The sequence below is a fragment of the Corynebacterium sp. P4-C1 genome, from assembly GCF_030503595.1.
Classification (GTDB): Bacteria; Actinomycetota; Actinomycetes; order Mycobacteriales; family Mycobacteriaceae; genus Corynebacterium.
In genome coordinates this window covers 1,796,520-1,821,978 of the sequence record NZ_CP129966.1, presented here as the reverse complement: position 1 = coordinate 1,821,978, position 25,459 = coordinate 1,796,520, and the positions used below count along the sequence as shown (strand labels likewise).

General features: G+C 62.2%; 21 protein-coding genes, 3 rRNA genes and 1 pseudogene. 9 read left to right on the top strand and 16 right to left on the bottom strand.

What is annotated here, in order from left to right; translation table 11 throughout:
* Positions 1-6 precede the first annotated feature (6 nt).
* From QYR03_RS08660 to QYR03_RS08650, 3 genes are read right to left on the bottom strand one after another with little or no spacing between them, the layout of a single operon-like run.
* On the bottom strand, positions 7-1,398 hold the full coding sequence (locus tag QYR03_RS08660; protein WP_259851652.1) for an amino acid permease: 1,392 nt from the start codon (positions 1,396-1,398) through the stop codon (positions 7-9).
* A gap of 14 nt (positions 1,399-1,412) precedes the next feature.
* Positions 1,413-2,324 (bottom strand): DUF5926 family protein, encoded by a 912-nt coding sequence (locus QYR03_RS08655; RefSeq protein ID WP_259851653.1) that lies wholly within the window; start codon positions 2,322-2,324, stop codon positions 1,413-1,415.
* A gap of 24 nt (positions 2,325-2,348) precedes the next feature.
* Positions 2,349-3,128, bottom strand: a complete 780-nt coding sequence (locus QYR03_RS08650) for a glycerophosphodiester phosphodiesterase family protein (RefSeq protein ID WP_301713469.1) — start codon at positions 3,126-3,128, stop codon at positions 2,349-2,351.
* A 198-nt stretch (positions 3,129-3,326) separates the two neighbouring features.
* On the opposite strand from QYR03_RS08650, the gene QYR03_RS08645 reads away from it, so the two are divergent.
* A complete protein-coding gene (locus QYR03_RS08645) occupies positions 3,327-5,261 on the top strand; it encodes an alpha/beta-hydrolase family protein (RefSeq protein WP_301713468.1) in 1,935 nt (644 codons plus the stop codon).
* On the opposite strand, the gene msrA is transcribed toward QYR03_RS08645, so the two are convergent.
* Positions 5,258-5,899, bottom strand: coding sequence for a peptide-methionine (S)-S-oxide reductase MsrA (gene msrA, locus QYR03_RS08640; protein WP_259851656.1), 642 nt, complete (start codon positions 5,897-5,899; stop codon positions 5,258-5,260). The genes QYR03_RS08645 and msrA overlap by 4 nt on opposite strands.
* A 126-nt stretch (positions 5,900-6,025) precedes the next feature.
* Here msrA and QYR03_RS08635 point away from each other — a divergent pair, with 126 nt between their 5' ends.
* Together QYR03_RS08635 and QYR03_RS08630 are read left to right on the top strand one after the other, a co-directional pair.
* Positions 6,026-6,628 carry a superoxide dismutase gene (locus QYR03_RS08635; protein WP_259851657.1) on the top strand — a complete coding sequence of 201 codons (603 nt, stop codon included), beginning with the start codon at positions 6,026-6,028 and terminating at the stop codon, positions 6,626-6,628.
* A gap of 239 nt (positions 6,629-6,867) precedes the next feature.
* A complete protein-coding gene (locus QYR03_RS08630) occupies positions 6,868-8,070 on the top strand; it encodes an MFS transporter (protein WP_259851658.1) in 1,203 nt (400 codons plus the stop codon).
* Positions 8,071-8,127: 57 nt separating this feature from the next.
* On the opposite strand, the gene QYR03_RS08625 is transcribed toward QYR03_RS08630, so the two are convergent.
* Complete coding sequence (locus QYR03_RS08625) at positions 8,128-9,645, bottom strand: TM0106 family RecB-like putative nuclease (RefSeq protein WP_301713481.1); 1,518 nt, start codon at positions 9,643-9,645, stop codon at positions 8,128-8,130.
* A 93-nt stretch (positions 9,646-9,738) separates the two neighbouring features.
* On the opposite strand from QYR03_RS08625, the gene QYR03_RS08620 reads away from it, so the two are divergent.
* Together QYR03_RS08620 and QYR03_RS08615 are read left to right on the top strand one after the other, a co-directional pair.
* Positions 9,739-10,377 (top strand): DUF6474 family protein, encoded by a 639-nt coding sequence (locus QYR03_RS08620; protein ID WP_301713467.1) that lies wholly within the window; start codon positions 9,739-9,741, stop codon positions 10,375-10,377.
* Positions 10,378-10,503: 126 nt separating this feature from the next.
* Positions 10,504-10,818: an Lsr2 family protein gene (locus QYR03_RS08615; protein WP_301713466.1), complete on the top strand. Its 315-nt coding sequence runs from the start codon at positions 10,504-10,506 to the stop codon at positions 10,816-10,818.
* A 56-nt stretch (positions 10,819-10,874) separates the two neighbouring features.
* On the opposite strand, the gene QYR03_RS08610 is transcribed toward QYR03_RS08615, so the two are convergent.
* Together QYR03_RS08610 and QYR03_RS08605 are read right to left on the bottom strand one after the other, a co-directional pair.
* The gene (locus tag QYR03_RS08610; RefSeq protein ID WP_259851661.1) at positions 10,875-11,513 is read right to left on the bottom strand and encodes a response regulator transcription factor; all 639 of its coding nucleotides are present in this window, start codon (positions 11,511-11,513) and stop codon (positions 10,875-10,877) included.
* Positions 11,510-12,772, bottom strand: coding sequence for a sensor histidine kinase (locus tag QYR03_RS08605; protein ID WP_259851662.1), 1,263 nt, complete (start codon positions 12,770-12,772; stop codon positions 11,510-11,512). The genes QYR03_RS08610 and QYR03_RS08605 overlap by 4 nt, the downstream gene beginning before the upstream one ends.
* Between QYR03_RS08605 and QYR03_RS08600 the strand changes: the two genes are divergently transcribed.
* Both QYR03_RS08600 and QYR03_RS08595 read left to right on the top strand, forming a co-directional pair.
* A complete protein-coding gene (locus QYR03_RS08600; RefSeq protein ID WP_301713465.1) occupies positions 12,771-13,385 on the top strand; it encodes a DUF2020 domain-containing protein in 615 nt (204 codons plus the stop codon). The two genes, QYR03_RS08605 and QYR03_RS08600, sit on opposite strands and share 2 nt — an antisense overlap.
* A 10-nt stretch (positions 13,386-13,395) precedes the next feature.
* Positions 13,396-14,457 carry an SGNH/GDSL hydrolase family protein gene (locus QYR03_RS08595; RefSeq protein WP_301713464.1) on the top strand — a complete coding sequence of 354 codons (1,062 nt, stop codon included), beginning with the start codon at positions 13,396-13,398 and terminating at the stop codon, positions 14,455-14,457.
* A 24-nt stretch (positions 14,458-14,481) separates the two neighbouring features.
* Here QYR03_RS08595 and QYR03_RS08590 read toward each other — a convergent pair whose 3' ends face one another.
* The gene (locus QYR03_RS08590; RefSeq protein WP_259851665.1) at positions 14,482-14,634 is read right to left on the bottom strand and encodes a hypothetical protein; all 153 of its coding nucleotides are present in this window, start codon (positions 14,632-14,634) and stop codon (positions 14,482-14,484) included.
* Between the two features lie 2 nt (positions 14,635-14,636).
* A pseudogene (locus tag QYR03_RS08585) lies at positions 14,637-15,425 on the bottom strand (class E sortase).
* A 123-nt stretch (positions 15,426-15,548) separates the two neighbouring features.
* Here QYR03_RS08585 and yidC point away from each other — a divergent pair.
* Positions 15,549-16,742: a membrane protein insertase YidC gene (yidC, locus tag QYR03_RS08580; protein ID WP_301713463.1), complete on the top strand. Its 1,194-nt coding sequence runs from the start codon at positions 15,549-15,551 to the stop codon at positions 16,740-16,742.
* Here yidC and QYR03_RS08575 read toward each other — a convergent pair.
* From QYR03_RS08575 to QYR03_RS08560, 4 genes are all read right to left on the bottom strand, one after another.
* Entirely contained in the window at positions 16,730-17,368 is a 639-nt protein-coding gene (locus QYR03_RS08575) for a TetR/AcrR family transcriptional regulator (RefSeq protein WP_259851667.1), read from the bottom strand. The two genes, yidC and QYR03_RS08575, sit on opposite strands and share 13 nt — an antisense overlap.
* A 149-nt stretch (positions 17,369-17,517) precedes the next feature.
* Positions 17,518-17,787: a GlsB/YeaQ/YmgE family stress response membrane protein gene (locus tag QYR03_RS08570; RefSeq protein WP_259851668.1), complete on the bottom strand. Its 270-nt coding sequence runs from the start codon at positions 17,785-17,787 to the stop codon at positions 17,518-17,520.
* Between the two features lie 135 nt (positions 17,788-17,922).
* A complete protein-coding gene (locus QYR03_RS08565) occupies positions 17,923-18,825 on the bottom strand; it encodes a universal stress protein (protein WP_301713462.1) in 903 nt (300 codons plus the stop codon).
* Between the two features lie 99 nt (positions 18,826-18,924).
* On the bottom strand, positions 18,925-19,071 hold the full coding sequence (locus tag QYR03_RS08560) for a hypothetical protein (protein WP_301713461.1): 147 nt from the start codon (positions 19,069-19,071) through the stop codon (positions 18,925-18,927).
* On the opposite strand from QYR03_RS08560, the gene QYR03_RS08555 reads away from it, so the two are divergent.
* The gene (locus tag QYR03_RS08555) at positions 19,007-20,041 is read left to right on the top strand and encodes a pseudouridine synthase (RefSeq protein ID WP_301713480.1); all 1,035 of its coding nucleotides are present in this window, start codon (positions 19,007-19,009) and stop codon (positions 20,039-20,041) included. The two genes, QYR03_RS08560 and QYR03_RS08555, sit on opposite strands and share 65 nt — an antisense overlap.
* 76 nt (positions 20,042-20,117) lie before the next feature.
* Here QYR03_RS08555 and rrf read toward each other — a convergent pair.
* The 3 genes from rrf to QYR03_RS08540 all read right to left on the bottom strand — a co-directional run bounded on the left by rrf (position 20,118) and on the right by QYR03_RS08540 (position 25,423).
* Positions 20,118-20,235, bottom strand: a 5S ribosomal RNA gene (gene rrf / locus QYR03_RS08550).
* Positions 20,236-20,422: 187 nt separating this feature from the next.
* A 23S ribosomal RNA gene (locus QYR03_RS08545) occupies positions 20,423-23,498 on the bottom strand.
* A 408-nt stretch (positions 23,499-23,906) separates the two neighbouring features.
* Positions 23,907-25,423, bottom strand: a 16S ribosomal RNA gene (locus tag QYR03_RS08540).
* Together the 16S, 23S and 5S rRNA genes form the textbook arrangement of a ribosomal RNA operon.
* Between the last annotated feature and the right edge of the window lie 36 nt (positions 25,424-25,459).

Genomic DNA, 25,459 nt, shown 5'->3' with positions numbered 1-25,459 from the left:
GCCCCGCTAGTTGCGCGAGGTTTCAATCCCGAGCTCCGGCTCTGGGAGCTTGTGCCGGCCGGTGATGAAGTACAGCGCCACAGTGATCACGCTGAACGCGAGGCCGACGACGAAGGCGACGCGGAAGTCCGGCAACCACACCATGATGCCGAAGGTGAAGAGGATGAAGGCGATCGCGAAGTACTGGCCGTACGGGTACAGCGGAGTCTTGTAGTCGAGGGCTGCCACCTCCTCCGGCGTCATCTGGCGGCGCGAGGCGAGGTGCGCCAGCAGGATCATCAGCCACACGAAAATCGTGGCGAAGGTGGCCAGGGAAGCAATGGTGTCGAAGATGCGGTCCGGAACGAGCGTGTTGGCGACAACGCCGACCACGAGAACCAGCAGCAAAATCACCGTGGTCATGACCGGCACGTCGCGGATGGTGCGGGCCATCACGCGCGGTGCGTAGTTCTGTTTGGCCAAGCCGGTGAGCACGCGGCCCGCACCGAAGAGGTCCGCGTTGATGGCGGACAACGCGGCGGTGATGACCACGAAGTTCAGTAGACCAGCGGCCCAGTTGACGCCCAGGGTGGAGAAGATCTGCACGAAGGGCGACTCATCGCCGGTGATGGTGCGCCACGGATTGATCATCAAGATGACCAGGATGGACAGCACGTAGAACAGCAGGATACGCACAGGGACGGTGTTGACCGCCTTCGGCACAGCCGCTTTCGGGTCGGATGCCTCGCTGCCCGCCACACCGATGATCTCCGTGCCACCGAATGCGAAGAGCACGAGGATGAAGGAAGCGACCATGCCGGTGAGGCCGTTGGGGAAGAACCCGCCGTCGTTGACGAGGTTGACCGGGCCCGTGGTCTCCGCCGTGGACAGGCCGAAGACTAAAACGGCGGCACCAGCGAGAATCATGGCGATGACCGCGCCGACTTTGACCACTGTGAACCAGAATTCCAGCTCGCCGAAGGCCTTCGCACTGGCCACATTGGCGGCGCCGACGACGAGCAAGGCCGCGACGATCCACACCCACCGTGAGACATCGGGAAACCAAAATCCCATGTAAATGCCAATTGCCGTGAGGTCCGCCAACGCCACGATCACCATTTCGAAGGCGAACATCCAACCGGTCAAGTATCCGGCGGCGCCGCCCAGGTAAGCGCGGGTGTATTCGGCGAAAGAGCCGGTGACTGGGTGGTGCACCGACATCTCGCCGAGGGCACGGAGGAGGAAGTACACCACCGCGCCGCCGAGGAGGTAGACCAGCAGGACTGACGGTCCCGCCGCCTGGATCGCCCCGGCGGAGCCGTAGAACAGGCCGGTGCCGATCGCGGATCCGAGTGCGATGAAATTGAGGTGGCGCGTGCTCAATCCACTACGCCCACTACGTGCCGTCCCAGATGCCATGACCCCACCGCAGCCTAAATGGTGACCTGGCGCGACTTGATGTTCTCCAGCTGCTTACGTTCATCAGCGTTGAGCTGGGCATCGTTGTCGTACTCAGCGGCGATAGCCTCGTCGACCTTCTTGAGGGCGTCGCCGTAGGAGTCGGCGGCGACGGCCGGGTCGAGGTCGAAGACCGGGACGAGCAGACCGTGGGTGCGGAAAGCGCCGGCGAATTTGGTGTTCTCTCCGAGGTTGAGCTCACCGCGGGCGGCGATGCGGGCGAGGGCGTCGAGCATCTTGCGCTCGTCGTCCTCCGGGCGGATCCAGCGAATGTGGGCCTTGCCGCCGCCGGGGTTGACCCACCAGATGGAGCCCGGCAGGTCGGCATCGACCTCGACGGACGGGATCACCGCGCCGTTCGCGCGTGCCAGCGCCTGCTGGACCTGCGGGTTGGAGACTGCGGACTCGGTGAACCACCAGTTGAAGTCGTCGTGGGTGGTGATGTCCAGCTCAGCGGACTCGCTGATCAGGGTGTTCAGCTCGGGCTGGGAGCCGTCGGCGGCGGTGGAGTTCAGCGTCGCGCCCGGTTCGGCCTCGAGCACCCAGCTCAGGGCGTAAGCGAGGTCGCGGTTCGGGTTCTGGGAGTGGGACTGGACTTGCAGAGCGACGAAGCGCTCGCCGCCGTCCTCCTCCGGACGGCGCAGGGCGGCTCCCGCACCAGGCAGAACGGTGACGATATTCACCGGGGTGCCCTTGACATCCACCTTCGCGACGGCGGAGGGAACGAACTCCTGGAGCGCGACCAAATCGGTCTCAGCCTTCAGGCCCTTGTACGGGCGCGGGTCTTTCTGCAGTGCTTCGCGCTCGGCGGCACGGGCAGCCAGCTTCGCCTGGCGGCGGCTCATGCCCTCGGGCAGGTCTTCCTTCTTGCGGTTCTTCTTGGCCATGCCGACCAATCTACCGTGGTCAGATCAGTTCACAGTGCCTGGGGTGCGGAATGTCTCCACCGCGAGGTGCGGGTTGTCGGTGGCGAAGACATCCACGCCCTTGTCCCGGCACCAGCGCATGTGCTCGGGCTCGTTGACTGTCCACGTGTACGTCTTCAACCCGCGGTAGCCGAGCAGCTTCGGCATGCCGCGCAGGTGCACGAGAGCCGGGCCGACACCGTATGGGCGGGAGAACATCGTGCTCGTCGGGTTCCATTTCTTCTCGCGCAAACGAAACAGGTAGAAAGTCTCCAGTTCCGGGACGACGTGGGTGAAAAAGCGCATCGCGGAGTGGGAGAAAGAGATGAGGTGGACGCGGGGATCCTCCTTCATCCCGCGGTACCAGAGGGTGCGCACTGTCTGCTCGTCCACTTCGGGGCCGAAGCGGGTGGGGTGCTTCGTTTCGATGTAGATGTGCTTGTCGGGGTAGTCCTGCATGAGGTCCAGAAGTTCGTCGAGAAGCAGGAGCTGCTGCGGGTCGTCCTCGGTGCCGTAATTGAATTGGCGCAGGTCCGCGAAGTCCATCTTGGCGATGCGGCCGGCGCCATCGGAAGTGCGGTTGATCAGTGCGTCGTGGTGGACGACGAGACGGCCGTCGCGGGTGAGGCGCACATCGCACTCGATCCCGTGCACGCCGTCCATCTTCAGCGCCTCGTCGAATGCGCGGAGCGTGGATTCCGGGTGGAGCCCCGACGCGCCACGATGGGCGACGATGAGCGGGTGGGTGCCGGGTACCGAAACCTGGGCGGAGGTGGCGATGGTCATGCCTGCGAAGTCTCCCCAAAAAGCGCGTGCAACTTAATGCTCGACATTAGGTGCGCGGCGGGGGATCGAAAAGCGCTGGACGAGGAAGATACGCAAGTATCACGCGAAAATAACGCTGCGTTCACCTCTCGTTGGTTTAGGGCCGTGCACAGCGGTTCCACCCCACCGCCGCAGCCAATTTTTGCCACAATAGGGCGCATGCTCTTTACGCCGCTCGACCCTTCGTACCGCTCGTTCCGCACGCGCGTAAGCGAAGCGGCGGAGAATATGAAGGACACAGTGACCCGTCTGTGGCCGCGCCGCACTCATGCGGTCCGCGCCCCGCTCTACGCAGTGGAGTTGCTCGCGGATTTGACGCCTGTCGTGCGCATGTCGGGTTTGCGCAGGCTCCCGGATGATTTCGCGGGCGGCATTCTGGGCGCGGAGGTTGCGACGTGGAGCGCGATTTCGCCCTCGCTGCTACCCCACCCGTGGTGGGTGACCACGGCGAATGTGGCGATCTGCCAGGCTGCGGGCCACTCGGTGGGCGTGGGCGCGACGAAGGCTTTCGGCACTGTCGCGGACGCGCGGCAGTGGAAGTACCCGCGCGCTTTCCGACGCAAGGCGGCGGTCCCCGTGCAGATCGCCATGGGTGCAGTCACGGTGGCCACGTATATCTCAGCTGCTTTACGACGTTCCGAGCACGAGCGTCTCGTCGAGGACCCCACCCGGCTCGGCCCGCTGCAAACACTGGCGGGAATTGGATTGGGCTCCATCGGTTACGGTGCTCTCCTGCTGGCCGGGGAGGGAATCCAGGTCACTGCCGACCGCTTCAATTCCGAGTTGCGCCGCTGGATGCCGCCGTTGGTGTCGTGGCCGCTGGCGATCCTGGGGCTTAGCGCCCTCGGTGCCGTGCTGACCGACAAGGTGGTCGTGCGGCAGATCCTCAACACCGCCTACCGCAACGCCGACGAGCTCAACCGCGAATTCCTGCCCGGCGCGAATAAGCCGCGGGAACCAGAGCGTTCCGGGTCGCCGGACTCGCTCGAGCGGTGGAGGTACCTCGGCCGTCAGGGTCGCGCAGTGGTGGCGGGCGGACCCCGGAAGGCGGATATCGAGAAGGTGCGCGGCGGCGAGGCCAAGGAACCGATCCGAGTGTTCATCGGGCTGAAGGACCGTAGCCCAGAAGAGCAGGCGCAAATGGTGCTGCACGAGATGGACCGCACAGATGCGTGGTCGCGCAGAAACATCGCCGTGCTGTCCTCGGCGGGCACCGGGTGGATCAACGACTTCCACACCTCAGGCTTCGAATTCCTGAACCGGGGCGACTGCGCGATCGTGGCCATGCAGTACTCCTTCATGCCGTCGGCGTACTCCTACGCCTCGGACCGCGAGGTGCCTGTGCGCAGCTCCAAGGTTCTGATTTCCGCGATCAAGGAGCGCCTCGCCGGGATGCCGGAAGACGACCGGCCGCGGCTCTATGTCGGCGGGGAGTCGCTCGGCGCTTACGGCGTCGCCGACTCCTTCGAGAGCGTCGAAGCCCTGCTTGACGGCGTCGACGGCGGCGTGTTCACCGGAGCCCCCGGATTCACCAAACGCCATATTGAACTGACCAAGAGACGCGACCACGGCACTCCGGAACGTCTCCCAGTCGTCGACGGCGGACGCCACGTGCGCTTCACCGCGCACCCCGACCATTTGGTGAACACCTATGACGGCAGCGGTTACGAGCAAGATTGGGAATTCCCACGCGCAGTGTTCGCCCAGCACGCCTCCGACCCGGTGGTGTGGTGGGATTGGAAGCTCTTCGTTCGCAAACCGGACTGGCTGCGCGAACCGGGCTCGCGCGGGGTGAAAGCACCTGCAGCGCAGCATGTAGATGTGCTGCAGAACATGCGGTGGGTCCCGTTCATCACCGGCTGGCAGGTCGGCGTGGACCAGTTGACCTCGCAGCAACAGCCGGGCGGCCACGGCCACCAGTACCACGACGAGACCGTCGCCTATTGGAATGCGGTGCTGGATGCCGGTGCCGGCGACGAAGAAGTCGCGAAGATCTCCGAGTGGATCCATGCGGATTCCACACGCATCCGTGCCACCGCCGCGTCCGCTGCGAAGGAATCCGCGCAGAGCACCTTCAACCGGTCCGACACCTAAATCCCGCAGGCCACGCCCGTGGAGTGGATCGGGCAGTAGCCGTGCGGCACCTTGTGCAGGTACTGCTGGTGCTCGTCCTCGGCCAAGTAGTAGTCAACGCCTACCCGCACCTCGGTGGTGGTGGGGCCGAAGCCGGCGTCGATAAGCGACTGGCCGTAATCGCGCACCCAGCCGCGAATGAGCTCGGCCTCGTCCTCGCTGTCGGTGAAGAACGCGGAGCGGTACTGAGTGCCCACGTCGTTGCCCTGGCGGAAGCCCTGCGTCGGGTCATGCGCCTCGAGCGCGGCGCGGACCAATTCTTTCAGGCTGATTTCATTTGGGTCGTAGACGACCTCGACGAGCTCCACGTGGTTCGTCTGGCCGGAGCACACCTCGCGGTAGGTGGGGTTGGGTGTGACGCCGCCGCCGTAGCCGACCGATGTGGATTCGACTCCGTCCATGTTCCAGTACATTTTCTCCGCTCCCCAAAAGCAACCGATGCCGATGAGCAGGCGTTTCTGGCCCTCGCGCCACGGGCCGGTGAGCGGTGTGCCCAGCACGGCGTGCGGGCGCGGGTTCGGCAGGACCGGTTCACTGCGGCCGGACAGGGCGCGGTCCGGATCGACGAGTTGCGGGGAACGTCCGAAGAAGAATTCCATACTTCCCATAACTACTGCGCTGAGGCGGAGATTCCCACCGGGCCACGGCCCCGAAGCGCAAACTTCCCTATCATGGGCGGGGTACGGCGCTGAACCAGCGCGAACGAAATAGAAAGGACACAGATCATGGCTGTTTACGAGCTTCCTGACCTTCCCTACGCATACGACGCACTCGAGCCGCACATTTCGGCCGAGATTATGGAGCTGCACCACGACAAGCACCACGCGACCTACGTCAAGGGCGCGAATGCTGCCCTCGAGGCGCTCGAGGCCGAGCGCAACGGAGAGGCGAACCCGGACAAGCTGCGCGCACTGTCCAAGAACCTGGCCTTCAACCTGGGCGGCCACACCAACCACTCCATCTTCTGGAAGAACATGAGCCCGAACGGCGGCGGCGAGCCGGCCGGCGAGCTGGCTGAGGCCATTAACCGCGACTTCGGCTCCTTCGAGGGCTTCCAGAAGCAGTTCGAGGGTGTCGCCACCTCCCTGCAGGGCTCCGGCTGGGCAGTCTTGGGCTACGACCACATCGCTGGTCGTCTGATCATCCAGCAGCTGACCGACCAGCAGGGCAATATCTCCGTGGACTTCACCCCAGTGCTCATGCTGGACATGTGGGAGCACGCTTACTACCTGCAGTACAAGAACGTGAAGGCTGATTACGCCAAGGCGTTCTGGAACGTCGTCAACTGGGACGATGTCGCTGAGCGCTTCGCTAAGGCTTCTGCCTAAGCGCTTCGCTTGAACGCAGAGAACGCATCAAAGAGGACCGCGCACTGACCCAGAAAACAGTGCGCGGTCCTCTTTTCCGCTTCCCCGGGGCTGGAGGAACCCGGAGCCGGCGGTACCTGATTTTCGCAACGAGATCCGGTAATTCCGGTCCCGAAACTGATCGTAGGTTAGGCTCCCCTTACCGCACAAGGGGGTCCCGCTGTGGCCCGCGTCACGGCCGCATGCTTGGATGGTTAAGTATGGAGGAACAGACGCGGGAAGGAATCCGCAAAGGCACCGCCGAATACCGGCGGGCGAGCACTGCACTTCTCTTCGCCGGTCTAGCTATCTTCAATTCGCTGTACGCCACGCAGGCCCTCCTGCCCACGCTGACTGATGCGCTGGGTATGACTGAGGGTGAGGCGGCGCTCACCGTTTCCGCCACCACCGGCGGGTTGGCGCTGTGTGTGGTGCCGGCATCAATCCTCTCCGAGCGCTTCGGGCGGGGCCGGGTGCTGATCATCTCGGCGCTCCTGGCCACCACACTGGGCTTGTGCCTGCCGCTGGCGCAGACTGGCGGGCAGCTCATCGCCATGCGCTTCGTGCAGGGCTGCCTCATCGCCGGCACCCCGGCAGTGGCGATGACATGGATCTCCGAGGAGATCGAAGCGGATGACGCCGCCGGCGCGATGGGTCTCTATATTGCCGGCAACTCCATCGGCGGTTTGATCGGCCGCCTGGTTCCGGCATTCATGCTCGAAGTGGCCAGTTGGCGCTGGGCGTTGCTCGGCGGTGCAGTGACGGCCCTGACCTTCGCCGTGATCATGTGCATGCTCCTTCCCCCGCAGCGCCGCTTCGCGGCGAAGGCTCTCAAACCGGGCAACGAACTCGCGGCGATGCTGCGCCACCTCACCGACTGGCGGCTGGTCGGTCTGTACGCCACGGCGTTCTTCGGCATGGGCATGTTCGTCTCCGTGTACAACATGTTCGGTTTCCGGGCTGTCGACCACTTTGGCCTGCCTCCGGCCCTGGCGGGGCTCGTTTACCTGATGTACCTGTCCGGCACGTGGTCGTCGGCACGTGCCGGCGTGTACGTGAAGCAGGCCGGCCGCGGACGCGTGCTGGTCGTCGCCGCGGGCTTCATGCTGCTCGGTGCCATCACTCTCGTCAGCAGCAACCTGTGGTTCACTCTGGTGGGCCTGCTGCTGTTCACGGCCAGCTTCTTCGCCATGCATTCGGTGGCCTCCGGCTGGGTCGGCCAAGTGGCCACCCGCGACCGTGCGGAGGCCTCCAGCTCGTACGTGTTTTTCTACTACATCGGCTCCTCGGCGCTTGGCGCACTGACCGGCTGGCTGTTCCAGTTCACCGGCTGGGCCGGCTTCATCGGCATTGTCGCCGGCTTCCTGGTCGCCCTGGTGTGCATCGCCGGATGGCTGGCGCTCACTGTGAAGAAGACGCAGTGAAAAGGACGCAGTGACAATGTCGCGGCACCAGAGACAGAGCCGGATTCAGCGTAACAATCAGAACTCGGAAAGCCGAGGGATGCCCGGCGCCCCGGCGCTGAGGAACCGGCGCACGGCGGCGGTGGCGCGGCAGTCGTCGCCGTTGTAACGGATGAGCATTTCGCGAGCCTCGGCGCTACCCAGGCGCGCCTCGCGGCGGAGAGCCACGGATCGTTCGCCGTCGACATCATCGTCGTCCCAGGCAAAGCCCGCGACGGGGGCCACGATCTTCAGCCCGAGCCCCTCCGTGCCGACGAGGTGGCGGCGGACGTGGGAGAACACGTCGACCCACTCGTCGGAGGCGATGAAGGCGTGGACTTCTGCCTCGTCGACAGAATCGAAACGGCGCGCGGATGAGGTCAGCCAGTGGTTCTCCCCGCCCGCGGCATAGCAGTACGCCCGGAACGACTTGCCCTGCTCGCTGGCCTGTGCGCGGACTGTCCGCAGCCACGTCCAAAAGGCCACGAAATTCTCCTCCTCGGCGGGGTTATCCGCCCCGCCGACATCCTCCCAAGTGGCGAAGGCGCGGTATTGTTTCCCGTCGTAAGCGCCCCACAGGTACGCCCCCTGGTCGAGGTAGGCCTCCATGTCCACGTCCACCTCGACATCGGCGCGCAGATCGGGCGAGGGCTCGACGTCCGCCCGCGCCACCACCGGAATCCCTTCCCGCCAGGCACGGGCGATCTTGCTGGACTCCCCCAGGCCGGCGGCGATGGTCTCCCCCACCGTGGTGATTCCGCGCTCGCGCAGGGGGCGGGCCTTCTGGCCGGGAAAGACCAGGGAAATATCGTCCATCGCCCGCAACTCCGGCTCGCACAGCGCCCAGTAGCGGCAGCTCGCGCACTGCTTCAGCCGCAGTGGACGGGTGGGCGTGGGCTGCGCCAACGCCTCGCGGAGAGCCGGCACATAGCGGTCTCCTTCGCCCAGGTAGGCGCGTTCGCGGTCCTGGCCGACCACAGCGCCGCGGCCGTAAGCGAGGCCGGCTTCCTCCAGCAGGAGGTGGGCCAGGGCGATGCGGTAGCCGTCCACAGTGTGATGCCGGGCCTTCGCCTTCGTTTCCAGCGGTTTGCCCAGTCCCAGCCGGCGGGTGGGAATGAACTGCATCCACGACGACTGGCTGGCACGCGCGACGCGGTGGTTGGACACGATCACCGGCAAATACATGCCATCTTCCTGGCGGGCGAGAATGTCGATCTCAGCCAGCACCGGCACATCGTCGACCTCACCGGTCAAGGCCCCGTCGACGATCAAGGTGGTGCGGTCCTTCATCGCTTTGCGGGTGGCGGTCTCGCGCTCAGCCACCGGCATCGCCGGGTCGATGAAGAGGCGGGAGAAGGGCTTGCGACGGCCGTCGCCGAGCGCTCTTTGCGTAGGCAGCAACCCGATGGCGGCCGCACGCCCGGCGTCGACCTGCGGCTGGCGCTCCAGCGCATCCGGAAGCGGCGGAATGTCGGGATGGTTCAGACGTTGGCGGAGCCGGTACCTGCACCCCACGAGGTCGCTCGCCCGCACCAACGAAACGTCGCCACTTCCCATTTCTTTCACCGGGACCAAGCCTAATGGCTCGAGATAGGTAAAGTTGAACGGGACAAACAGCGACAAAGCACGACTAATCCAGGAGTACCGACCATGGGACTGTTCGAGACCATCCGCGCTTCCCGCGCAAAGACCAAGGCCGAGATCAAGGCTGCGGAGGCCCGCGCGCGCCAGCTGGCCAAGGACGAGGCCAAGCACGACAAGCGCACCGCGAAGCTCCTCGATAAGGCGGAGAAGCGGCTGCTGAAGGAAGAGAAGAAGGGCCTGAAGAACAAGCAGAAGCACGAGAAGCAGCTGGCCAAGACCGAGCTGCAGAAGATCCAGGAGGCCGGCCTGACCAAGAAGAAGGCCAAGCAGTGGGTCGGTGCTTCCCGCATTCTGCTGCCCGTCCTGATTCCGCTGGTGTACCGCGCGCTGACCGCCTACCAGGAGCGCCAGGTCAACGACCGCGCCCGCGCCGCGGGCCTGACCGCGAATGACATCGCGCGTTTCTCAAGCCAGGGCGCGGAGCTCAAGGGCCGTGTGCAGACGATCCGCCGCGAGGTCGACGGCAACGACGCGCTGGACAACAAGTTCCGCCGCGATGCCAAGGTGCGTCTCGACGAGCTGGACGCGGCCGTCAACAACGTCGAGCAGATGAACGACGCCCAGCGTCGCCTGGCGCACGAGACGATCGACCGCGACATCAACAAGCTCACCGCCGAAATCCAGGAAAAGACCCTGCGAAAGTAGTTTCCGGCTTCCTCACTCCCGAAATGCACGGCAGTTCCGCACCAGGTTTCGGTCTGAAGTTTGGACCAGCTAGTATGTTTTTACAAGTAAGTAACATGTGAAACCTTTTCGGGAAAGGGACTCATTATGGCTCGGCGTGAGGTGACCCAGTTTTACGACGACCTCGACGGTTCGGCGTTGTCGGAGTCTGAGCACCAGGCAGTTCACTTCAGCTTCAACGGCACCGATTATGTGCTCGACCTCTCCAAGGAGAACGTCCAGCGATTCCACGAGGCACTCATGCCGTTCATCGCGGCGGCGCGTGAGGTGCCGGCTGATCCGCGGACCCGCGTCGATGCCTCCCAGATCCGCGCGTGGGCGCGCAAGACGGGCATGAAGGTGGCTCAGCGCGGGAAGATTCCGTTCGAGGTCATTGACGCTTACCGTCGCGCGAACGCGTAAGTCACGCGTTCCGGCGCTTCCTTCAAGGCGTGCTGTGAATTCCGCACCGAGCGGGTTTACAGCACGCCTTGTTCGCGCGCCGAGGCCACAGCGGAGGTGCGGGAGCGCACACCGAGCTTGTCGTAGATGTGCACGAGGTGGGATTTCACGGTCGCTTCGGAGAGCATGAGCTGCTGGCCGATCTCGCGGTTGGAGGAGCCACCGGCGACGAGCTGCAGGACCTCGAGTTCGCGCGGGGTCAGCGAGGAACGAGGGCTGCGGTCGCGGGTCTGCAGGCGGCTGCGCACCACCGGCGACATCGCCTGATCGCCTTTCGCTGTTGAGCGCACCGCGGCGAGCAGGTCCGCCGGCGGAGCGTCCTTGAGCAGGTAACCGACGGCGCCCGCCTCGATCGCGCCGAGAATGTCCGCGTCGGTGTCGTAATTCGTCACCACCAGCACCTTCGGCGGATTCGCCATGGTGGCGCGGATCTGCGCGGTCGCTTCCGCACCAGTGGTCACCCGCGCGCCCTGTGCGCCGGCACCGAAGCGGAGATCCATGAGGATCACGTCGATTCCGCCTGCTTGAGCTGTCGCAATGGCCCCTTCTGCGGTGGCCACTTCCCCGACGACGATGATGTCGTCGGCGGCCTCCAGCACAGAGCGAAGGCCGAGGCGGACGATCTCGTGATCGTCGGCAAGCAAGACGCGAATCATTCTTCCTCCTCAATCTTTCGGTTGATCCTACCCTCCCCGCCGGCAGGTGCGTCCACCGGCACGGCGACGGACACCGCGGTGGGACCTCCCGGCGCGGATTCGACGATGAACTCACCGCCGAGCTCCCGCGCGCGTGTCCGCATCGCGTCCAGCCCCAAGTGCCCGAGGCCGACGGGCTTTCCCGGTTGAGCCTCGGCATCGAAGCCACGGCCGTTGTCCACAACATCGAGGCGCACCTCGCCGGGGGCGAAGGTCAAGGTCACGCGCGCACGCGAGGCGCCGGAATGCTTGACGACGTTGCCCACCGCCCCCTGCGCGATCCGCAACAGACCGGCCTCCACCCTCATCGGCAGCTTCTGGGCCGCACCGTCCACCTCGACTTCGATGTCCAACTCTCCCGCCTGGGCGAAAGAGTCGGCGATGCGCTGCAACGCCTCCGGCAACGAGGTCTCCGACAGCGGAGCCGGAGTGAGAGCGGCGATCATGGCGCGGGTCTCGGAGAGGTTGTCCGCGGCCGAGTGCCGCGCCACCTCAATGCGCTCCAGCGGGGCTTTCAGCTCCTCGTCGGACAGGCGGGTCGCCCGCAAATCGCGCTCCGCAGCGTGCAGCAGCATTTGGATGCTCGAAAGGGACTGCGCCACCGTGTCGTGAATCTCGTGGGCGAGACGCTGCCGCTCCTGGGCCACGCCTGCTTCGCGCTCGGAGGCTGCGAGGCGGTCCTGGGTGCTGACGAGCTCGTCGATAAGCGCCGCGCGTTCCGCGCTCACGCGCACGATGACCTTGAACGCGTACGTGATCATGACGACGACCAGTGCGGAGACAGCCGGTCCCATGACCCCGCCGAGGGTGAGGCCGTGAGGCACCTGCATGAGCACGGCGATGCTCAGCACAAGGAGCACACCGACTATGCCGATCCAGTTGTCGGCCGAGCGCATGAACAGGAAGAACAGAGTGAACACCCAGTACACGGCGACCGGGGTGAACATCATCGCCACGATCCACACACCGGTCAGGCCCAGCAGCCACACGAATCGCCCAACGGTGTTCCAGTGCGGCATGTTCAGCGCGCCGAAGGAGTAGACAAAACCAAAAACGACGATAAGCAGGACCAGCACCGCTCCCTGTTCCAGCGACGCCCCGACGACTCCGCCAAAAGAGACCAGCAGCAGGGAGACCGTCAGCAACGCGATGCCCACGTCGAGTGCGCGCGTGCCGGGGGCTTCGGCCCCGTTGTCCCCCGCCGGTAGCATGGCTGTCATGCAGAAAAGCGTACCCGTCCGCCCACGCACAGCCGCAGGTGCCCTTGCCTGCGCGGTAGCCGTGAGCGCCCTGACCGGGTGCTCGCCCGCCGCCGAGGAGGAGACCGGCGCGGCCCCTGCCTCCAGCGCTAGCTCCGGCCCAAACTCCAGCCCCGCTTCCAGCACAGACTCCGGCCTACCTGCCGACGCCGCACCGGAGGTGGCACGCGAAGGCATGACGGACTGCCCGTATCTGGACACCCGGTTTGTCGCGGAGACGAACGGGCAGAAGGTCTCCGCTTCCGGCACGGACACCCGTTTCGACACACCCGCTTGCGTGTACTGGTCCTACCCCGAAGAACCCCAACTGCAGGTCATCGTCCGCCATGCCGCCAGCGAGCAGGACGCCCGCGCTGTGGTCGACTGGGCTGCACCTGTGGATGTGACCGATCCGGCTGGTCAGCCCAGCGGGTGGAACGGCGGCCGCGCCGGCGGCGGGGTCGTGCCCGGCCGCGACGGTGCCGTCTACGCCGTGGCGAAAGGCACCACCGCGGTGGTGGTGCTGACCAACCAGAAAGAGTCGGTGAAGGCCCAGCTCATCGCGGAGCAAGCAATAGCGAATCTCTCGCTTTAGTATGTGAGGCATGCGCCCCTGCCTCCGTCCACCGTGGAACCGTCTCCGCGCCGCCGCTGTCCCGGCTGTGGCGCTGACAGTGGTGCTCGCACTTGCCGGCTGCGGTTCGCAGGGTGAATCGGAACGCGTCACCGTCGAGGTGCCCACGACCGTCACGGTCACCGCGGACCCCAAGGATTTGCCGTCGTCTTTCGATCTCTACGTCGCACTCGGCGATTCCTACGCGGCAATGGGCTCGGCCTCCGGCCCTTTCGACGGGCCGGAATTCTGCGCCCGCAGCACAGACAACTATCCGCATGAGCTGGCGGAGATCTACCCGGGCATCAACGAAAAACGCGGTTTCGTCGACGCGACATGCCAGGGCGCGACCACCGAGCACATCTACAACGAGCGCCACATCGACGATTCCCTGGGCGCCGAAGAAGCCGTCGAGAAAGAAGCATCCAGCCCCTCCGCAACTAGCACCTCCACGACCAGCAGACCGGAGAGCGAAAAGCTTGGCGAGAAGCTCAGGGTGCTGGGCGCTCAGATCGACGCGTTGGAGCCGGACACCGACCTGATCACGCTGTCCATCGGCGGCAACGACATCAGCTTCGGGCCGTGGAGCCGCTGCGTCAGCGGCATGCTCGAGGACCGCGGTGAAGAGGATTGCGACGACGGGCTGTACGAGGAATCCGCCCGCTCGCTTCTCGACCTCCCCGCGCGTCTCGACGACATCTACCGCCGCATCCACGAGAAAGCGCCCGACGCGACCATCATCACCACCGGCTATATGCCGATCGCCTCGCTCCAGGACGAATGCGAGGCCACCGCGGGTCTCCCCAGCGGATCCTTGAACTGGGCCGCCGGGCTGACCGTGACCATGAACGCCATGGTGCGCGACGCCGCCACCCGCAACGGCGCGCTCTACGTGCTGCCCGCCAACGCGGACTTCCACTCCGTGTGCGCACCAGTGAGCGAACGGTGGACCGACCCCACAGGCGAGGAGACGAATTCCTTCCCCGCGCACCCCACACCCGCCGGCCAGAAGGCGATGGCGGAGGCGATCGTGGACGTGCTCAAGAAACTCTGACGCCTTCGCCCACCGAGGGGGTGCCTAAACTGCGACATCGTTATAGGGCATCAGCGGTGACAACCACGGGAAAACCACGTCCATCAGCAGGAAAAACACTGCCACCAGGAGCGCGACGACGATGAGCGTCTTCACCGGCGCCGGTCCGGGCAGCGCGTGCCAGAATGCTCGGTACATGACTATTTCCCCTCTCCGCTCTGCGTTCCACCGCCGCCAGTCAGTGCCGGTGGTGGACCGGCCGATTTAACGCGCGCGTCAGTCTGCACGGCGTGAATGATCATGCGCTCCGCGTTGGAGAACTGCGGGTAGCAGGTCGTCAACGTGATCACGCGGCCCAGCTTATCCTTCTCACCCGCGGCCGCAGCCCCACTTTCAGGTGCTTCAGGCAGCGGCGCGAGCACCGAGGTGTCGGTCGGCAGCGTGATGTGGCGGCCGAGGACGTGGGCGTAACGGCCGCGCGCGACATCGTTGAGAAGCGGGCCGCGCAAACAGCTTTACGACACCGCCGTGCGCCTCTCAGCACCCTCCTCCATCGGCAAGACACGGTAGGTGAACCACTGGTTCTGGGCCTCCGCCACAATTGCGTCGCAAACGTTCAGGTGGCCCAAGTCATTGAACGGCGCTCCCTTACCCACGCGGTGTCCGGCCAGGGCGAAATTCCCCGGCTCATCCGGCATCTGCGAGTCGGTGTAGTGGCCCAGCCCAGCCAGCAGCGTGTCGTCGTCCGTTCCCTCCAGCACGGCATAGCTGTAGTCTGAGCCGAAAGCGGGAATATAGAGCTGCGCAAATGCCTCGCCCATTCCGGGGAGGTGCGTGGTACGGGGGTTGCGCCATTCGTCGTCAAGCTGCTGCTGCGCTTCCTGCTGCAATTCACCCGAGGTGATGTTGGTCTAGAATGCCTCGTAAAACGCGAAAAGCAGGAGAAGAACACCGAGGGTGATGTAGACTTCGCCGGTCACTTCCCACACGGTGACCGGGGCGCGTTCCGGGTTACCTCGCGCCCCGCGTTCCGAGATTTCCGCAGTGGAAGACACGGCATAACATTAACCCACAGTCCGCCGCACACACCTGGAGAGGAGTTCACCGCGCCCATGCTGCTCGAAGCATTTGTCTGGCCCGTTTCCGCGGTGATGAAAATCTGGCACTGGCTGCTCGCGCAGGCTTTGCACATCGCCCCCGATACCGCATGGGTGCTGTCCATCCTGCTACTCGTAGTCACCGTGCGCGGCTTCCTCGTCCCCTTCAATTGGTCCATGTACCGCTCTACTCGCGTGATGCTGATGATGCGGCCCGAGCAGGAAAAGCTCGAGGAACGCTATGGCCAATCCACTGAGCCCGAAGATGTCATCGCGCACGACAAAGCGCTCAAGAACCTGAACAAGGAATACGGGTATAACCCGATGACGGGCTGTATCCCGCCGCTCGTGCAGATCCCCTTCATCCTCGGCCTTTACCGCCTGCTCATGTGGATGTCCGTGCCGGAGAACGGACGCACGAATAGCGACATCGGACTGCTCACCCCGGACGACATCGCCAGCTTCCTGGATGCCTCCTTCATGGGCGTGCCGCTGCCGGCATACGTGTCCATGAGCGCCGAGCAATTCGCCGCTCTCGGCACCACCAGCGACGATGTGCGCGCGGTGGCCATCCCGCTGCTCATCTGCGCGCTCACCTTCACCACCATCAACACCGTTGTTTCGCAGTTGCGCACCCGCGTGCACCTGGACTGGAACAAGACGATGTCCCGCACCATGTACCGGTGGCTGTGGTCGCTGGTGGTCGTGGTGCCTGTCATGCTCGGTTTCGTGGGCATGACTGGTCTTATCCCTGTCGCGTTGCTGATGTACTGGTTCCTGGGGAACCTATGGACGCTGTCGCAGAGCGTGATCATGTGGATCCTGCTGGCTAAGAAATACCCGCTGCGCGAGGTGCATAAGGAACAGATCCACAACTCGCGCACAAAAGTCCTGGGCGAGATGCGCGAAGCAAAGCAGACCAAGAAAGCGGCGAAGCGCTCATGGCGGCGAAAGAAGCTCACCGCGCTGGTCCGCCCCTCCACCATCCCCCAGGTGCGCCGTGAGATCGAGGCCGAGAAGACTGCTCTGAAGGACGAGCGCAAAGAAGCGAAATCCGAGAAGCAGTCGCTGAAGAAAGCCCGCGACAAAGTGCGCTCCGACAACCGCAAGGCGGAGATGGAAAAACGCCTCGAAGAGCGCAAGAAGAAGAAAAACGAGAAGAAAGGTCAGGTCGAAGACCCGGCCGAGCAGTCAGATCAGATGGAATAATCCGCCGGCGGGGCGGACAGCATCTGCCGCGCCAGCTCCTTGGCCGTGAGCAGAGGCCCCTCATCGCGGCTGATCCGCGCACCGGTCATCCCGCCGTCGAGGAAGATCAGCAGCTGGCTGGCCTGCGTACCGGACGGGTAGCCGTTCTTCTTGTCCAAAAGCTCCGTTATCGTGGCGTGCATCCAGTCGCGGTGATCAACGCACGCGGCGACGATGTTGCGCTCCGAATCAGTTTCCGGGCGCGGGTACTCGGTGGCGGCGTTGACGAAGGGGCAGCCGCGGAAATCTTTCGTCGGCTCCTCGTCGATGGCCATGTCGAAAAACGCGAGGATTTTCGCGTCCGCGTCAGTCATGGAGGAAGTCCGTTCGGCCCACCGGGCGCGGTACTCGCCGTCGAGGCGCTGCAGGTACGCGATGACGAGGTTGTCTTTGGAACCGAGCAGCGAGTACAGCGAGGCCTTGGCCACGTCGGCTTCGCGAAGAATTCGGTCGATACCGATGACGCGGATGCCTTCCTCAGTGAAGAGCTTCGTCGCGGCATCCAGCAGGCGCTGGCGCGGCGCAGGCCTGTTCCGGCGGCGCGACGCCGGCTTCTTCTTCGGGGTGGCGGCGGTGTCCCGGGTCACCACATCTCTCCTTCCAGAGGTTTTGCACTCCACCACATAATAGACAAACCGGTTCGTTCACACAACGCCAGCGCATGCCACTGGCGCATGAAAAAACTCCCGCCCTCCATGAGTGGAAGAAACGGGAGCTCTCTATTTAATCCGCGCGCTTAGCGGCGGCGGCCTGTGATCATGTTCACGATCCACAGAACGATCACTGCGCCGAGGATGCAGGTAAGGAAGCTGAAGATCAGGCCCTTACCCGCCAAGTCGTCGAAGAAGAGGCTTAGTACCCATCCACCGACGAGACCACCGACGATACCGCAAGCGATATTGGCGAAGATGCCCATAGAAGCGTCGCGGTTCATGATCATGGACGCGATCCAACCAGCGATGCCGCCGAGGACGATCCAGCCAAGGAAGCCACCCAAAGAAATCATTTTGTAGTCCTCTCTTTAAAACTCACTCTTTTTACCCAACCCATTATGCCTGATTAATGTGTCACGCGGAAAAACGAACAGACCACGGCTAGATAACATTTCATCTAACCGTGGGAGCCGTTTTCATGATCTCGCCTACTTCGGCAGGCGCTCCGGGCGGACGACCATCATCGGGCACGGAGCCGCCTGCAACAGAGCGCGGGACGTGGAGCCCAGCAGCATGCCCTTGAAGCCGCCGCGGCCGTGGGAACCGGTGATCAGCAACTGAGCGTTCGCCGCCTGCTCCACCAGAGCACGGACCGGACGGTCGCGGGTGACCACCTTGGTCACCTTCACGTCCGGGAACTTCTCCACCAGCGGCGCGAGCTTCTCATCGAGCTTCGCCTGCCGCTCCTCCTCAAATTGCTTCCACTGCTCGTCACCGAGGATCGCACCGGCGACAGGATCGTGCACCTGGTTCTCCATGTAGGTGTGCACGGCTATCAGTTCGGCACCGCGGGCCTTAGCCTCCTCGAATGCGACCTCTGTCGCTTTGACCGAGACATCGGAACCGTCCACACCGACTACCACCGGCCCGTACTTCGTCTCGTCAGTAACGGAGTTGTCCTCGCGGACGACAACGACCGGGCACGCGGCGTGAGCCACAACGGCAGCGGAGACCGATCCCAGCACCATGCCGGACAGACCGCCGAGGCCGCGCGAACCCATCACGATCATGGTGGCGTCCTTGGACAGGTCCAGGAGCATGTCGATCGGCGAGCCCTCGGCAACCGTGTGGCCGATCTCCAGGCCCGGGGCGACTTCCTGCGCCACTTCGCGCGCTGCCTCGATCGTCTTCAGGCACTCGTTCTGGAGGTCGTCGAAAAGCTCCTGCGGCGGGACCATGCCCTCGGCATACAGGAATTGCGGCATCGTGTACGACGACGCCAAGCGCAGCGGAACGCCCCGTTTCTGCGCCGTATTGGCGGCCCAGCGGACAGCGTTGTTCGACGCCTCGCCGCCGTCGACAGCGACAATGACCAAGTCTTGGTGGCTCATGAGGAAGTGCCTTTCCGTAACCTACGACGTGACGCGCCTAGAGGTGGTGGTCACCTGACACTTCCATTGTAGCCCCGATTACACGGGGTCTGGGAGAGCTTAACGCGGGATATCGATCGGGCGGGCGGCCTCGGCATTCGCCGGGAACAGCACGGTGTAGATTGCCCAGAAAGCGTCTGCGATCGACTTACCGATCCCGGTGCTGAAGAAATCGGTGAGCTGGGTAACAATTGCGTCAAGGTTCATGCGTCCTAAATTAATACATATGACTCGATCTCGGAAACGCCGGCGCCAACCGCCCCTACCCCCGCGGGATGGATTGGGGGCCACACGCGCCCGTGTCCCCGACGGCGAATTCATCACCGCACAGGACTTCATCTGGCACCTCGTCTCATCACAGCGGCACAGGCACCCGGAAGACGACGAGAATGCCGTGATCGAAAGGTTCGAGCGCCACGAGGTAGTGCTTAGCGACGCCACCCCGCTCACCCCCGCCGACACCCTGGGCCCGGACACTGACGTGTATTTCTACCGCCGTCCCGCACCCGAGGAACGAGTGCCCTACGAGGTTTCGACGGTCTACGAGGACGCGAACATCATGGTGGTGAAAAAGCCGCCTTTTTTAGCGACCATGCCGCGGGCATCCCACATCACCGAAAATGTCACGGTCCGTCTGCGCCGTGCCACCGGCAACGAAGAGCTCACGCCGGCACACCGGCTCGACCGGGTGACCTCCGGTCTCATTCTGCTCACTAAGAAGGCTGAACTAAGGGGCGCCTACCAGGAACTCTTCGCCCGTCGGCAGGTAGAAAAGATCTACGAAGCAGTCGCACCCGATGTGGGGCTTCGGGCTCCACTCGTCTGGGAGCACCACATTGAGAAGAAAGAGGGGATCCTCGCCGCGCGCATTGTCCCCGGCGAAGAACCCAACGCATGCACGCATGTCGCGGAAATCACGCCTCTAACAGATAGACCGGGCTACGCGCGCTACGTGCTCAAGCCGGTAACAGGACGGACGCATCAGCTCCGAGTGCAAATGCTCGCCGCCGGCGCACCCATTGTCCACGACCCCGTCTACCCGGTTCTGTTGCCTGCCGAAGCCGAGGACTACTCGCGACCGATGCAGCTCGCCTCAACCGGGCTCTCCTTCACGGACCCATTGAGCGGAGCACACCGCAGCTTCACGACGGATGGCTGGTCGGGGCTGCCCACATAACGCGCTCGAATGCGAAAACCCCCGGGGGTTGGTTCGTTTGTTGAACTGGGCCTCGGGGGTTTGTTGTTGAGTTTTTGGTCGGCGGTAACTTACTCTCCCACACCCTCCCGGGTGCAGTACCATCAGCGCGGGTGGGCTTAGCTTCCGGGTTCGGAATGGGACCGGGCGTTTCCCCACCGCTATCAACCACCGACACACCTATTGGGGTGTCTGTCATGGTCGCAACATGGTGGTGTTGCGGGTATTGAGTTATCTGTTGTTGGCCACACACACCGGTGGTGTGTGGTGTGTCAGATACTGCATAGTGGACGCGGCATTTTTTGTTGTTGTTGTTTGTTGTTGTGTTCCCGACGATTATTTGTCGTGGTGGGTTCAACTATTGGTGTTTGTTGGTTGGTGTATTAGTACCAGTCACCTTCGCACATTGCGGTGCGTCCAGATCTGGCCTATCAACCCCATCGTCTATAGGGAACCTATGAAACCTCATCTTGAAACAGGCTTCCCGCTTAGATGCTTTCAGCGGTTATCCCTTCCGTACGTAGCCAACCAGCGGTGCTCCTGGCGGAACAACTGGCACACCAGAGGTACGTCCGTCCCGGTCCTCTCGTACTGGGGACAGCCTTTCTCAAGTTTCTGCGCGCGCGGCGGATAGAGACCGAACTGTCTCACGACGTTCTGAACCCAGCTCGCGTGCCGCTTTAATGGGCGAACAGCCCAACCCTTGGGACCTACTCCAGCCCCAGGATGCGACGAGCCGACATCGAGGTGCCAAACCATCCCGTCGATATGGACTCTTGGGGAAGATCAGCCTGTTATCCCCGGGGTACCTTTTATCCGTTGAGCGACACCACATCCACAAGTAGGTGCCGGATCACTAGTCCCGACTTTCGTCCCTGCTCGACTAGTAAGTCTCGCAGTCAAGCTCCCTTGTGCACTTACACTCTAAACACCTGATTGCCAACCAGGCTGAGGGAACCTTTGGGCGCCTCCGTTACTCTTTGGGAGGCAACCGCCCCAGTTAAACTACCCACCAGGCACTGTCCCCAACCCAGATCATGGGCCAAGGTTAAGACATCCACTACGGTCAGAGTGGTATTTCACGTGCCGACTCCACACCCACTAGCGTGAGCGCTTCACAGTCTCCCACCTATGCTACACAAACCGCAGTAAACACCAATACCAAGCTATAGTGAAGGTCCCGGGGTCTTTTCGTCCTGCCGCGCGAAACGAGCATCTTTACTCGTAGTGCAATTTCACCGGGCCTGTGGTTGAGACAGCAGGGAAGTCGTTACGCCATTCGTGCAGGTCGGAACTTACCCGACAAGGAATTTCGCTACCTTAGGATGGTTATAGTTACCACCGCCGTTTACTGGGGCTTAAATTCTCCGCTTCGAACACAAAGTCCTAACAGGTCCTCTTAACCTTCCAGCACCGGGCAGGCGTCAGTCCGTATACATCAACTTAACCGTCTTCGCACGGACCTGTGTTTTTGATAAACAGTCGCTTCCCTCTCTTTTCTGCGACCCCAACCAGCTCACCAACGCATGGGTGGATCACCGGTTGTGGCCCCCCTTCTCCCGAAGTTACGGGGGCAATTTGCCGAGTTCCTTAACCACAGTTCACCCGACCGCCTGAGTATGTTCTACTTGACTACCTGTGTCGGTTTCGGGTACGGGCCGTACACATACATCGCTAGAGGCTTTTCTCGACAGCATAGGATCACTACCATCACCCAATTCGGGTTACGCATCACGCCTCGCACACATGGCACCCGCATTTAACTAGGTGCCGTGCCGCACGCTTGCACCACAATCCACTAAGTGGCGTAGCTACCAATCTGTGTCACCCCATCACTTGACTACTACAGATCAGGCCCCACGCATCACACCCACCTGATGATCAAAGATCACCTTGGCAGATGGTCAGGGTGGTTAGTATCACCGGTTCATCATTGGGCGCATGTATACGGGTACGGGAATATCAACCCGTTGACCATCGACTACGCCTGTCGGCCTCGCCTTAGGACCCGACTCACCCTGGGAAGACGAACTTGACCCAGGAACCCTTAGTCATTCGGCGGATACGATTCTCACGTATCATTCGTTACTCATGCCTGCATTCTCACTCGCATGCAGTCCACACGCCCTTACGATCGTGCTTCACCCCACATACGACGCTCCCCTACCCAGTACAAAAATACTGCCGCGGCTTCGGCGGTGTACTTGAGCCCCACTGAATTGTCGGCGCGCAACCACTCGACCAGTGAGCTATTACGCACTCTTTCAAGGGTGGCTGCTTCTAAGCCAACCTCCTGGCTGTCTTCGCGATTACACATCCTTTTCCACTTAGTACACCCTTAGGGGCCTTAACCGGCGATCTGGGCTGTTTCCCTCTCGACTATGAAGCTTATCCCCCACAGTCTCACTGCCGCGCACACATGTCACCGGCATTCGGAGTTTGGCTGACATTGCTAAGATGATAGTCCCGCTCAACCAACCAGTAGCTCTACCTCCGGCACACCTACGCGACGCTGCACCTAAATGCATTTCGGGGAGAACCAGCTATCACGGAGTTTGATTGGCCTTTCACCCCTACCCACAGCTCATCCCCGCAGTTTTCAACCTACGTGGGTTCGCGCCTCCACAACCTCTTACAGCTGCTTCACACTGGCCATGGGTAGATCACCCCGCTTCGGGTCCAGGACATGCCACTAAAAACACACAATTAGCATTCGCTTTCGCTACGACTACCCCACACGGGTTAACCTCGCGACATGCCGCTGACTCGCAGGCTCATTCTTCAAAAGGCACGCCATCACACACTTTGAGGTGCTCTGACGGATTGTAGGCACACAGTTTCAGGAACTATTTCACTCCCCTCCCGGGGTACTTTTCACCATTCCCTCACGGTACTAAATCCACTATCGGTCACACTGAGTATTTAGGCTTACCGGGTGGTCCCGGCTGATTCACAGCAGATTCCACGAGCCCGCTGCTACTCGGGGCAAACATAGCCACCACAGGCACATGCACATTCACGTACAGGACTCTCACCTACTCCGGTGGGCCATCCCAGACCACTTCCGCTTACACACACACCACATGGACGTATCTGGCAGAACACGACCAGCTACACCCCACAACACCGCACACGCAACCCCTGCCAGGTATCACACGCACACGGTTTAGCCTCATCCACGTTCGCTCGCCGCTACTAGCAGAATCATTATTATTTTCCTCTCCTGCCGGTACTGAGATGTTTCACTTCCCGGCGTCACCCCCTGCCAGCTATGCATTCACTAACAGGTAACCGCACATAACCACGGCCAGGTTTCCCCATTCGGACACCCTCGGATCAACGCTTTGTTGACAACTCCCCGAGGCTTAACGCAGTCTCACACGTCCTTCATCGGCTCAGCATGCCAAGGCATCCACCATGCGCCCTTGAACAACAAACACACACACGAATAACCCAACACACAAACAATCAAAAAACACACACAAACAAAAAAACAAGATGCTCGCGTCCACTATACAGTTCTCACACACCACACCCACCACCACCAACCAGCCACAACGACCAGCCAGCAACCAGTGAGCCAACCAGGAACAACCACCCACACCACACACAAACGCATACAGTGCGGGCACCATGTGCTGCCCCAGACACCCAACAGTGCACCAACAATCACCATTTTTTGCTCAGCCACAACAGGTTCATGCAACCAACACACCCCACACACGCATCCACGCGCGCGGTGTGCATCCACCTGGATTTATCAAAAAAACGTCAGCAGCACCACACACGGGCACTCAACCAACAAAAAATGGGCCTACAACTGTAAACCACACAAAAAGCTCCTTAGAAAGGAGGTGATCCAGCCGCACCTTCCGGTACGGCTACCTTGTTACGACTTCGTCCCAATCGCCAATCCCACCTTCGACAGCTCCCTAACACGTTTGGGCCACTGGCTTCGGGTGTTACCAACTTTCATGACGTGACGGGCGGTGTGTACAAGGCCCGGGAACGTATTCACCGCAGCGTTGCTGATCTGCGATTACTAGCGACTCCGACTTCATGGGGTCGAGTTGCAGACCCCAATCCGAACTAAGACCGGCTTTCAGCGATTAGCTCCACCTCACAGTGTCGCTGCGCGTTGTACCGACCATTGTAGCATGTGTGAAGCCCTGGACATAAGGGGCATGATGATTTGACGTCATCCCCACCTTCCTCCGAGTTAACCCCGGCAGTCTCTCATGAGTCCCCAACCAAATGCTGGCAACATAAGACAAGGGTTGCGCTCGTTGCGGGACTTAACCCAACATCTCACGACACGAGCTGACGACAACCATGCACCACCTGTACACCAGCCACAAGGGAAACTACATCTCTGCAGCGATCCGGTGTATGTCAAGCCCAGGTAAGGTTCTTCGCGTTGCATCGAATTAATCCACATGCTCCGCCGCTTGTGCGGGCCCCCGTCAATTCCTTTGAGTTTTAGCCTTGCGGCCGTACTCCCCAGGCGGGGCGCTTAATGCGTTAGCTACGGCACGAACCCCGTGGAAGGGACTCACACCTAGCGCCCACCGTTTACGGCATGGACTACCAGGGTATCTAATCCTGTTCGCTACCCATGCTTTCGCTCCTCAGCGTCAGTTACTGCCCAGAGACCTGCCTTCGCCATCGGTGTTCCTCCTGATATCTGCGCATTCCACCGCTACACCAGGAATTCCAGTCTCCCCTACAGCACTCAAGTTATGCCCGTATCGCCTGCAACCCCGCAGTTAAGCTGCGGTATTCCACAAACGACGCGACAAACCACCTACGAGCTCTTTACGCCCAGTAATTCCGGACAACGCTCGCACCCTACGTATTACCGCGGCTGCTGGCACGTAGTTAGCCGGTGCTTCTTATCCAGGTACCGTCACTTTCGCTTCGTCCCTGACGAAAGGAGTTTACAACCCGAAGGCCGTCATCCCCCACGCGGCGTCGCTGCATCAGGCTTGCGCCCATTGTGCAATATTCCCCACTGCTGCCTCCCGTAGGAGTCTGGGCCGTATCTCAGTCCCAATGTGGCCGTACACCCTCTCAGGCCGGCTACCCGTCGACGCCTTGGTAGGCCATTACCCCACCAACAAGCTGATAGGCCGCGAGCTCATCCCACACCGAAAAAACTTTCCACCACCGACACTAAACGATGGTCCTATCCGGTATTAGACCCAGTTTCCCAGGCTTATCCCGAAGTGCAGGGCAGATCACCCACGTGTTACTCACCCGTTCGCCACTCGAGTACCCCTGCAAGCAAGGGCCTTTCCGTTCGACTTGCATGTGTTAAGCACGCCGCCAGCGTTCATCCTGAGCCAGGATCAAACTCTCCACAAAAACACCCACCAAAAAAGCGAGCATCAATCAGTAAAA